This window comes from Actinomycetota bacterium (genome assembly GCA_018830725.1).
In the GTDB taxonomy this organism is placed as follows: domain Bacteria; phylum Actinomycetota; class Humimicrobiia; order JAHJRV01; family JAHJRV01; genus JAHJRV01.
In genome coordinates, this window is record JAHJRV010000155.1 from 1 (window position 1) to 11,370 (window position 11,370).

The 11,370-nt window shown below is 32.6% G+C and carries 8 protein-coding genes; 7 read left to right on the forward strand and 1 reads right to left on the reverse strand.

The genetic code is table 11. From position 1 onward, the window contains the following. Positions 1-749 precede the first annotated feature (749 nt). Positions 750-1,481 (forward strand): NTP transferase domain-containing protein, encoded by a 732-nt coding sequence (locus KKC53_06895; GenBank protein ID MBU2598873.1) that lies wholly within the window; start codon positions 750-752, stop codon positions 1,479-1,481. Here the strand turns inward: KKC53_06895 and KKC53_06900 are convergent. Continuing rightward, positions 1,478-4,228, reverse strand: coding sequence for a cation-translocating P-type ATPase (locus KKC53_06900; GenBank protein ID MBU2598874.1), 2,751 nt, complete (start codon positions 4,226-4,228; stop codon positions 1,478-1,480). The genes KKC53_06895 and KKC53_06900 overlap by 4 nt on opposite strands. Before the next feature lie 381 nt (positions 4,229-4,609). On the opposite strand from KKC53_06900, the gene eno reads away from it, so the two are divergent. From eno to KKC53_06930, 6 genes are all read left to right on the forward strand, one after another. After that, entirely contained in the window at positions 4,610-5,914 is a 1,305-nt protein-coding gene (gene eno / locus KKC53_06905) for a phosphopyruvate hydratase (protein ID MBU2598875.1), read from the forward strand. A gap of 50 nt (positions 5,915-5,964) precedes the next feature. Next, on the forward strand, positions 5,965-7,140 hold the full coding sequence (nifS, locus tag KKC53_06910) for a cysteine desulfurase NifS (GenBank protein MBU2598876.1): 1,176 nt from the start codon (positions 5,965-5,967) through the stop codon (positions 7,138-7,140). Further along, the gene (gene nrdR, locus KKC53_06915) at positions 7,137-7,589 is read left to right on the forward strand and encodes a transcriptional regulator NrdR (protein MBU2598877.1); all 453 of its coding nucleotides are present in this window, start codon (positions 7,137-7,139) and stop codon (positions 7,587-7,589) included. The genes nifS and nrdR overlap by 4 nt, the downstream gene beginning before the upstream one ends. Positions 7,590-7,624: 35 nt before the next feature. Then, positions 7,625-8,353, forward strand: coding sequence for a purine-nucleoside phosphorylase (locus KKC53_06920; GenBank protein ID MBU2598878.1), 729 nt, complete (start codon positions 7,625-7,627; stop codon positions 8,351-8,353). 354 nt (positions 8,354-8,707) lie between these two features. Then, a complete protein-coding gene (cooS, locus tag KKC53_06925; protein ID MBU2598879.1) occupies positions 8,708-10,600 on the forward strand; it encodes an anaerobic carbon-monoxide dehydrogenase catalytic subunit in 1,893 nt (630 codons plus the stop codon). After that, on the forward strand, positions 10,593-11,370 hold a 778-nt coding region (locus KKC53_06930; protein MBU2598880.1), incomplete at its 3' end, for a CO dehydrogenase/CO-methylating acetyl-CoA synthase complex subunit beta. The genes cooS and KKC53_06930, both read left to right, overlap by 8 nt.

Sequence of the window (11,370 nt, forward strand, 5' to 3'; positions counted from 1 at the left end):
ATTGTTTACCACTGGTTTTTTGATATTAATTTTATTAATTCCAACTTATATGATTAGATTTCTAATTCATGAGAGAGAAAACAGGCACAATCTAACAAATTTTCTTCTTGTAACATAAGTTTTATTTCCTCGTTATAATATTTAGGGTTTATTTATATTGTATAAGTAATGATATTGAAATAAGTATGATTGAGGACTTGGTAATTAGAGCTAAAGATAGTGAACCAGAAGCTTTTGGTGAACTTTATGAGCTTTTTGTTGAGAAAATCTATCACATCTTGAAGCACCAGTTGAGCTACCCGAAGAATTAGAATCCGAAACAGGTCTTGAATAGAAAATTAATTAAATTGAAGGGTTAAAGTAAAACACCCCACATTATAATATAAAAAGGTGTGGGGGTTTTTCTATTTTGACTAAATATGAATTATTAGATTTATCTATATTAGATTTCTAATAAATTTATAAATGATAAAAATTAATTGAGGTAGTTGAAAATTAGTGGTAGAATTTAACAATAATTTTAAAAAAGATTTAAGAGCTTTTTCGCTCTGAAAAGATTCGTTTTAAAAGATATGATAGGATTTAAAATTAATTTATACTGTAAATGAAACTGGTTTACAGTTTGCTCTTTTAAAATAGTAAGGTCATAAAAAGAAATTCTAAAATAAAATATTTACCAAAAGAATTAATAGAAAGGAGGATGGCTCTTATCCTATATCTTTAAAAGGATATTTGAGCTACATTTTAATATGAAGGGTGTAGTTTTAGCAGGTGGATTAGGAACAAGATTATTGCCTCTTACAAAAATAACCAACAAACATCTTTTACCAGTTTATGACAAACCCATGATTTACTATCCAATAAATACATTAATTAAAGGTGGAATAGATGACATAATGATAGTTACAGGTGGAAATAATGCTGGTGACTTCTTAAGGCTTTTGGGAAACGGTTCAGACTTTGGTTTGAAACATATTAACTATACTTATCAGGAAGGACATGGAGGTATTGCTGCTGCCCTGTCTTTAGCTGAACATTTCGTTGATTGTGAAAAAATTGTTGTTATTTTGGGAGATAACATATTTGAAGATAATATTGAGAGCGTAGTTAAAGAATTTGAGAAACAGGAAAGGGGAGCTAAGATATTTCTTAAAAAAATAGAAGATCCCAAACGTTATGGTGTTCCTGAATTAAAAGGTAACAAAATTATAAAAATTGAGGAAAAACCCAAAAATCCAAAAAGCAGTTATGCAGTAACTGGTCTTTATATGTATGATGATAGGGTGTTTGATATCATTAAAAACTTAAAACCTTCAGCTCGAGGAGAGTTGGAAATAACGGATGTAAATAATGCTTATGTTAAAGAAGAAACTATGACATATTCCATTCTAAATGGTCTATGGACAGATGCAGGGAGTTCATTTGAAAGCTATTATCGAGCAAATAAGTGGATCGCTGAGGGGTTAATCACTAAATTTTAACTTCTTTTGAAGAATCTTCTTATTTTATTTTCTAATTTCTCAAATGGAGCTGGATATAAAATAAGACCACCTAATGAACCAAGAAGTATAACTCCCCATTCTTTTAATCCTATCGGATATGTATTAAATATAGGTTGTAAAAATGGAGTGTATATTATTATAAGTTGCAATAAAAATCCTCCCAATATTGAAAATAAGAGAGTCTTATTTTCTGTAAGAATTTTTATGCTCGAGAATGCGTATTTATTAGGTGATTTGCAATTAAATGATAAAAGCAACTCAAATACTACAGCGATAGTAAATGCAACAGTCCTGGCTATTTCAAGTGTACTATTTCTATAAAACCAGATAAATGCCCCAAGTGAAGCAATAGCAGCAATAATTGCAGCTGCCACGATATGTAATCCCATTCCGTGATAAATTGGTTCACTTGGATCTCTTGGCTTCTTTTTCATTAGGTCTGGTTCTGGTTTATCCATTCCGAGAGCAAGAGCTGGTAAGCTGTCTGTTACAAGATTTATCCATAAGATTTGAACCGCTAGAAGAGGAGGTGGAAATTTCATAATACTTGCAAAAAAAATAATCAAAATTTCATCAAAGTTTGCAGATAGAAGTAGTCTTATAAACTTTCTGATATTATTAAAAATTCCTCTTCCCTCTTCTATAGCTGAGACTATAGTTGCATAATTGTCATCAGCCAAAATCATATCAGCAGCTTCCCTGGTAACATCTGAACCCCTTATTCCCATAGCTATACCAACATCAGATTTTTTAACTGAAGGAGCATCGTTTATACCATCTCCAGTCATGGCTACAATTTCACCATCTTTTTTAAGTGATTTAATTATTCTTAATTTATGTTCAGGAGATACTCTTGCAAAGACTGAAACTTCTTTTATAACTCGATTCAATTCCTCATCACTAATATCTTCTAAGTCCATTCCAGTTAGAGACTTTCCAGCATCTTTCTCTTTCATTATACCTGTTTCAATTGCAATAGCCTCAGCTGTAAGTTGATGATCACCTGTAACAACTATTGTTCTAATTCCAGCATCCCTGGCTTTTTTTACTGCATCTTTGACCTCTATTCTTGGAGGATCTACTATACCCACTAAACCAATGAAAATCATATCTTTTTCTATATCTTCTTTGTTATGATAGTTTTCAAGAGGTTTGTAGGCTATTGCTAGAACCCTTAAAGCTCTATTTGCCATATTTATGACAGCTTCAAGAATATCTTTTTTATCTCTTAGATTTAGATTATCAATTCCAGATTTTTTGTAGAATTTCTTACAAATATTAAGAACTCTTTCCGGAGCTCCTTTTGTGAAAGCAATTATTCTATTATTGCTTTGATTTATGGTTGTCATCATTTTTCTTACAGAGTCAAATGGAATTTCATCAATCCTGGAAAAGTTTTTGATTAGGTGTTCAATATCAAATCCAGCCTTTAAAGAAAGAACAGTCAAAGCTATCTCCGTAGGTTCACCACTTGTAAAATAATTACCCTTTTTATCTAATTTTAAAGTTGAATCGTTGCAGAGAGTTCCCGCTTTTATTAATAAGTTCAGAAGCTCATCATCCAGTAGGTTTATCTTTTGATCATTAATTTTAAATTCACCTTCGGGGATGTACCCTTCACCTGTAACATTAATATTAGTACCATCTATCCATATTTCTCTAACTGTCATCTCATTTCTTGTAATTGTTCCAGTTTTATCTGTACAAATAATTGTAGAGCTTCCAAGAGTTTCAACAGAGGATAATCTTCTAATAATAGAATTTCTTTTTACCATTCTCCTAACTCCCAGAGCAAGTGTTATAGTAACAACTGCTGGTAATCCCTCTGGAACTGCCGAAACAGCTAATCCTATTACTGTTAATATAATTTCATTTATTTCTATTATATTTCCAATAGCTTTATATTCTATGATTTCAACAACTGTCACTATTGTGCAAAGGATAAGTACAATAATTCCAAGTTGTCTCCCAAATCTATTAAGTTTCTTTTGAAGAGGAGTAAATTCTTTTTTCTCTTTTTGTATACTTCCAGCAATTTTACCAACTTCAGTATTCATTCCGGTTTCAGTTACAACAGCTTTTCCCCTTCCATAGGTTACATAAGTGGAAGAAAAAGCCATATTTTTTCTATCAACAAGAGTGATTTTCTCATCCAATAATAAAGTGTAGTCTTTCTCAACTGGAACAGACTCTCCAGTAAGAATAGCTTCATCAATTTGTAAATTGGAAGAATCTATTAATCTACAATCAGCTGGTATTTTATTCCCTGCTTTTAATATTATAATATCTCCAGGTACTATATCTTTTGATGGAATTGTTTTTTCAAAACCATCTCTTAAAACTGTTGTTATAGGAGCAGAAAGCTTTTTTAATGCTTTTAGTGATTCTTCTGCTTTAAATTCCTGATATGTTCCTAAAGCAGCATTTATAAGCAGGATAACTCCAATAGCAATTGCTTCAATATTCTCTCCCAGATAAATTGAAAAAATTGTTGCTAATATAAGAATAAGGATAAGAAAACTCTTAAACTGCTCAATAAAAATACCAAAAAGCGTTTTTCTTCTTGCCTCTTTTAATTCGTTAAAACCAAACTCTTTTATTCTTTTAGAAGCTTCATCAGTAGTTAAACCGTTTGAGCTAGTTCCCAATTTATTGAATATTTCTCTTATTGGTAGACTGTGCCAATATTTCGTTGTTTTTTTGATTTCTTCCTTTTTATTTTTCAATTTTACCCACTTCTATAAAAATTTAAAATTAAATAAAAATTTGTCACCGTATGTTGATATTATTTGTTTATGTTAACATAATGGATAAAATTGTATCAAATAAATTTGATGTGGAGAGAAGACGAGCCAGGGTCCTGGTTATCATTGCGAGCAATAATAAAATACTTGTGAGATAAAAATATTAATTTATAATATTTTATTAATCCTGAAAAATGAAAATAGTTTATAATAAAATTTAGTTTGATTGTTAATAAAGAGTGAGATTAGATATTCACTAAGCTATTGTAGATATATTTATAAGAGATTTTCAAAAAATTTAAAAGGAGGATGAACTCTTCAGCTCACTTTAGAAATTAGTTGAGCTTATCTTTAAATTATATTATGAAAAAATCATGTTTAATAAAGGAAATTAAAGCTAGAGAGATACTCGATTCTCGGGGGAATCCCACTATTGAGGTTGATACAATACTTAGAAGTGGTGATATAGGAAGAGCAGCAGTTCCGTCAGGAGCATCAACCGGTGTTTATGAAGCATTGGAACTTAGAGATGGGGATGAGAAAAGATACAGAGGAAAAGGTGTTTTAAAAGCTGTAAAAAATATAAATGAGATAATATCAATAGTCATTTTAGGAATGGATGCAACTAATCAAAAAGAAATTGACAGGAAACTAATTGAAGCAGATGGAACAGAAAATAAAAAGAATTATGGAGCAAATGCTATATTAGGAGTTTCCATGTCTGTAGCTAAAGCAGCTGCAAAGTTTCATAATATATCCTTATATCGGTATCTTAATAAAAGTTTTGAGATGGGGGAATTTAATATTTTACCAGTCCCTTTAATGAATATATTAAATGGAGGAAAACACGCAGATAATACTGTTGACATGCAAGAGTTTATGATTGTGCCAGTAAATGTAAATTCTTTTAAAGAATCTTTAAGAATGGGATCCGAAATATTCTGGACCTTAAAAGATATTCTTAAAAATGATAGATTTTCAACATCAGTAGGTGATGAGGGAGGGTTTGCTCCAGATTTAAAAACAAATGAAGAAGCAATTTTATATATCTTAAAAGCAATAGAAAAAGCTGGATACAAAGCTGCCGATGATGTTTTTATTGCACTTGATCCAGCAGCATCAGAATTTTACAAGGATGGAAATTATGTGTTAGAAGGTGAGGGAAAAACTCTCAACTCGGATGAAATGATTATGTATTACAAAAGTTTGGTTAAAAGATATCCGATTATCTCTATAGAAGATGGACTTGAACAAGAAGATTGGGATGGATGGACTAAACTTACAAAAGAGATTGGAAAAAATATACAGTTGGTAGGAGATGATTTATTCGTAACAAATACTCATCGTCTAAAGACCGGGATTGAGAAAAAATCTGCAAATTCAATATTAATAAAAGTAAACCAGATTGGCACTTTAACTGAAACAATTGATGCTATTAGATTAGCAAAAAAAAATAATTATACCACTGTTATTTCCCATCGCTCTGGTGAAACTGAAGATACTACAATAGCTCATTTAGCTGTAGCAACAAATGCAGGCCAGATAAAAGCAGGAGCCCCATCTAGAACTGATAGAATTGCTAAATATAATGAGTTGCTAAGAATTGAAGAGGAACTAGGAAAGTCAGCAAGGTTTATAGGCAAAAAAACTTTCTCAAAATTTGAATAATTTTTATAATTAATAAATTAAACTATATTTTGGAGGTAAATTAATTAAGAATGGATAGGATATATTTTGACCATTCAGCAACAACACAGGTTCTTCCTGAAGTTCTTGAGACTATGTTACCATGCTTCACAAAATTTTATGGAAATGCTTCAGAACCTCATACGCCAGGAAATGAAGCATTTGAACTGCTTCTAAAATCAAGAGATACAATAGCCAGTGCAATAAATGCAAAACCTGAGGAGATAATATTTACATCAGGTGGAACAGAAAGTGATAACCTGGCTATTAAGGGAGTTGCTGAAGCTTACAAGAAAAAAGGTAATCACATAATAACATCTTCTATTGAACACCCAGCAGTTGGAAATACATGTAAATATTTAGAGAAAGTTGGATATGATGTAACCTATATTCCAGTAGATAAAAATGGAGTGGTTAATCCTAAAGATGTTGAGAATGCAATAAATAGTAAAACTACATTGATTAGTATAATGCATGCAAACAATGTTGTTGGGAGTATACAGCCAATAGAGGAAATTGGAGAAATTGCTAAAAAAAGAGGAATTATATTTCATACTGATGCAGTGCAATCTTTTGGTACCTTAGAGATAGATGTTGAGAAGTTAAATGTTGATTTATTATCAATGTCATCTCATAAACTTCATGGACCTAAGGGAGTTGGGGCTTTGTATAAAAGAAAAAGAGTGAAAATTACTCCTCTTATGCATGGAGGAGAACACGAGAGAGGAAAAAGAGCAGGAACAGAGAATATTCCAGGAATTGTAGGATTTGCAAAAGCAGTAGAAATTGCTATAAGTGAAATTGATGAAAAAGCTAAGAAATTAAAGGAACTTAGAGAATATCTTGTTAAGGGTGTGTTGGAAGAAATTGATGATGTTATATATTTAGGACATCCAGAAAACAGACTTCCAGGACATGTAAGTTTTGCTATTAAATATGTAGAGGGTGAATCAATAGTTTTAGGTTTAGATAATAAGAGAGTAGCCATTTCAAGTGGTTCAGCCTGTGCTTCTATGAAATTGGAGCCATCTCATGTTTTATTAGCAATGGGAATTGCACCTGAAATAGCACAAGGTTCAATAAGAATCTCTATGGGCAGAGGTAATACAGAAGAGGAAGTAAATTACTTTTTGGAGGTCCTACCCCCTATTGTTAAAAGACTAAGAGAAATGTCACCACTTTATCCAGGTAAGGAGTTTGAGATATGAAATGTCCATTTTGTGAATACGAGGAAACAAAAGTGATAGATTCAAGATTAACTGAAGAAGGAGATGCTGTTAGGCGAAGGAGAGAATGTCCTTCTTGTAATAAGAGATTTACAACTTATGAAAGGAATTATGAGATTCCGATAACAGTAGTGAAAAAGAATAAAGAAACTCAACCCTTTGATAGACAAAAGCTATTAAATGGTTTGGTAAGAGCTTCCGTTAAAAGAGGAATTCCTGTGCAAAGATTAGAAGAGATAGTTGGGGATATAGAAGATGAGTTAAGAAATCAATATAAATATGAAATAACATCAAAAGAATTAGGTGAAATTGCTTTGGACAAATTAAAGGAACTGGACAAAGTTGCTTATGTGAGATTTGCATCTGTTTATAAAGAATTTGATGATATTAAAAAATTTACTGAAGAATTAACTGAGCTCGAAAAAAAATAAAAAATAATTTAACAAATTATAATGAAAGGATTATTATGCCAATTCATGTAAGAGCAAATAAAGGTGATTTTGCTAAATATTGTTTACTTCCCGGTAATCCAGATAGGGCAAAGTATGTAACAGAAAAATTTTTTGATAACCCAAAACTGGTTACAGAATACAGAAGAATGTTTGGATATACAGGGACATATAAAGGAATACCTGTATCTGTTCAAACTACAGGAATGGGATGTCCCTCTGCAGCAATAATTACGGAAGAGCTAATTATGTTGGGGGTTAAAAATTTTATTAGAATAGGTACATGTGGTGCAATCGGTAAAGGATTAAAACTAATTGATTTGATAATTGCTACAGGGAGTGTTCCGATAGATGGAACAACTAAATCATTATTTGAAGGAGACCCATTTGCTCCAGTTGCCAGCTTTCCAATTGTTCATTACGCTGTGCATGAAGCAGAGAAACTTGGTATCAAATATCATACTGGTCTAATCGCAACTTCTGATTTATTTTATGGTCCTGATCCAGAAATTGGAGAGGGAGCTGAAAAATGGGCAAAAAGAGGAGTTTTAGCATTTGAAATGGAAGCATCCATAATTTTTTCGATTGCTGCTAAAGCTGGTGTTAATACGGGTTGTTTACTGACAGTTTCTGATATTGTTTCAGGAAGAATAAGAGCAGAGGATTCTGAGATAAAAAAGGGAGTCAATAAAATGACAAAGGTTGCACTTGAAACCATCTATCAATTGGAAACAATGGGTAAATAACAACAAATAAAGGATTTAATAAAAATTTAAAAGATATTGAATATCAGTTAGAAAAAATCATAAAAACTCTCTCGAATATTTTGGATAGTAAATTCTGTTATAATATATGGATTAATATTTTTATGCCTGGTTTTAACTAGAAAATATAATAAAAATTAATAGCAAATAACCAATTATATAATTATTTTTTTTGTTTTATTTAATCTTATTTTATATAAATAGAATCAGATAATTATCAAATTATAAATATATATCAAAATTTAAATATTAAAATTATAAGTAAATTAAAATATTGGAAGGAGTATTGTGACAGAAAAGTACTTAAATAAAACTGTAGACCCGGCAACAAAGGAAATGCTGAAATATGCTTATGAAAATAGTATTTCTACAATGTTTTCAAGAGTAGAGGAAATGAAAAAATGTCCAATTGGAGCAGAAGGCAGGTGTTGTAAAAACTGTGCTATGGGTCCTTGCAGATTTACTGGAAAGGATTATGAGGAGAAGGTTGGTATATGTGGTGCTACTTTATCTACAGTTGCAGCGAGAAATCTTAGTAGAGGCATTGCTGCAGGAGCATCGGCTCATTCTGATCATGGAAGAGACCTTGCTTTAACTTTGAAAGCCGTAGCAAAAGGAGAAGCTCCTGGGTATGAAATAAAAGATGAGAGTAAATTATTCCATGTTGCAGAAATTCTTGGAGTGGAAACAGATAGCAGAGATATAAAAGATATCGCTCTTGATGTAGCTAATAGAGCTCTTGAAGATTTTGGAAGACAGCAAGGCATACTTTACTATGTGTCAAGAGCACCAAAAAAGCGTCAGGAGATATGGAAAAAGCTAAAAATCGACCCAAGAGGAATTGACAGGGAAGTTGTAGAGATGATGCATAGAACAAACATGGGAGTTGATCAGGATGCTGAAAACATACTACTTCATGCATTAAGAACTTCGCTAAGTGATGGTTGGGGTGGTTCAATGTTAGCAACAGATATATCAGATATATTGTTTGGTACTCCAAAAGCAATAGCTTCCACTATGAATTTAGGAGTTTTAAAGAAGGAAGAAGTTAATATAGTTATACATGGTCATGAACCTACATTATCTGAAATGATAGTTACTGTTGCAGATGACCCAGAACTTATTGACTATGCTAAATCAAAAGGAGCAAAAGGTATTAATTTAGCTGGAATATGCTGTACAGCGAATGAAGTTCTTATGAGACAGGGAGTTCCAGTAGCCGGGAATTTCTTACAGCAGGAACTGGCTATACTAACTGGAGCAGTTGATGCAATGGTAGTTGATGTTCAGTGTATAATTCAGGCATTAGGAAAATTAGTTGAGAATAATCATACTGAACTTATAACTACCTCACCAAAGGCTAAAATTCCAGGAGCAACTCATATACCTTTTGACGAACATAATGCTCCAGAGATTGCAAAACAGATAATAATGAAAGCAATAGATAATTTTGTTAATAGAAATGGGACAAGAATTCCAAAAACAAATAGTCCAATAGTTGCTGGATTTTCACATGAATATATAAATTATATGTTAGGAGGAAGATATAGAGCATCTTTCAGACCACTTAATGATGCAGTAATTGATGGCAGGATTCAAGGTATAGTAGGAGTAGTTGGTTGTAATAATCCAAGGGTAACACATGATCAGTCTCATAATTATCTGGTGAAAGAGTTAATATCCAAAGATTACTTAGTAGTTCAAACTGGATGTGGAGCAATTGCTTGCTCAAAATATGGCTTACTTACGCCTGAGGCAATGGAGCATGCTGGTGAAGGGTTAAGGTCTATTTGTGAAACAGTTGGCATACCACCAGTTCTACATCTTGGTTCATGTGTGGATAACTCAAGAGCATTAACAATTCTTACTCAGGTTGTCCATGAAGGTGGTTTAGGAGAAGATTTAAGTGATCTTCCTGCAGTTGGAATTGCACCTGAATGGATGAGTGAGAAAGCACTATCAATAGGAACTTATTTTGTAGCGTCTGGTCTTTATGTTTTATTTGGTGTTGGTTCACCAGTTGGGGGTAGCGCTGAAGTTACTGAGATGATAGGCAGTGGATGGGAAAGTATAGTAGGAGGAAAATTAGAGTTTGAACCAGACCCAGAAAAAATATTGGAAAAAACAATTAACCATATACAGAAAAAGAGAAAAGCTTTAGGAATACATGAAAAGAAAGAAAGAGTGTTATTTGATATGGAGGCAAGGAGGGAGTTAGAAATTGAGTAAAATAATTGCATCGGCAGCAATTAGGGGCGCTCACCAGAAGGTGGAAGAAGCCCAAAAGATGTTAGAAAAAGCTCTAGAACAATTTGGGTCAAAACAGGAGGTTGAGTTTCCCAATACAGGTTATTATTTACCCATAATATATGGAATAACTGGAGTAGCAATCAAAACTCTTGGAGATATGCCAAAAGTTTTAGAAATAGCTCAAGAATTGTTACCACCTATACCTAAAGAAAAAATATGGCTCCCATATTTAGGCAATGCTTTAGATGCTGGAATGGCAACACTTTTTGCTGAGGAGATTATAGAAGCAATAAAGTATGTTATGGGTCCAAATCCAGTAAATAGCATCTGGCTTGGAGCAGCAGAGGATTTGATAATAAGGGAAAGAGGAATAGAATTTGTAGATGGCTCTGCTCCAGGATTTGCAGCTGTTATTGGAGCTACTCCAACAAATGATATTGCAGTAAAAATTGCGAGAGAACTTCAACAGAAAAGTATCTATGTATTTATGTCTGGAAATACTAAAGGAAGAGCATTTGCTGAACAATTGGTTGAAGAAGGCATCGATTTAGGATGGGAAACCAGACTTGTTCCATTTGGAAAGGAAATAGGATCTACAATTTACTCACTTGGTTTTGCAACAAGAGCAGCATTGACTTTTGGTGGAGTAAAACCGGGAGACTATAGAAGAATCCTTCTCTATAACAAGAACAGGATTTTTGCATTTGTACTTGCATTAGGTGAAGTTACAGATGAGAAGTATGCTAATG

What these genes read in the sequence shown, in the direction of transcription:
- cooS (MBU2598879.1), top strand. Translation starts at nt 8,708, where the DNA reads ATGCTGAAATATGCTTATGAAAATAGTATTTCTACAATGTTTTCAAGA.
- KKC53_06895 (MBU2598873.1), top strand. Translation starts at nt 750, where the DNA reads ATGAAGGGTGTAGTTTTAGCAGGTGGATTAGGAACAAGATTATTGCCT.
- eno (MBU2598875.1), top strand. Translation starts at nt 4,610, where the DNA reads ATGAAAAAATCATGTTTAATAAAGGAAATTAAAGCTAGAGAGATACTC.
- KKC53_06920 (MBU2598878.1), top strand. Translation starts at nt 7,625, where the DNA reads ATGCCAATTCATGTAAGAGCAAATAAAGGTGATTTTGCTAAATATTGT.
- nrdR (MBU2598877.1), top strand. Translation starts at nt 7,137, where the DNA reads ATGAAATGTCCATTTTGTGAATACGAGGAAACAAAAGTGATAGATTCA.
- nifS (MBU2598876.1), top strand. Translation starts at nt 5,965, where the DNA reads ATGGATAGGATATATTTTGACCATTCAGCAACAACACAGGTTCTTCCT.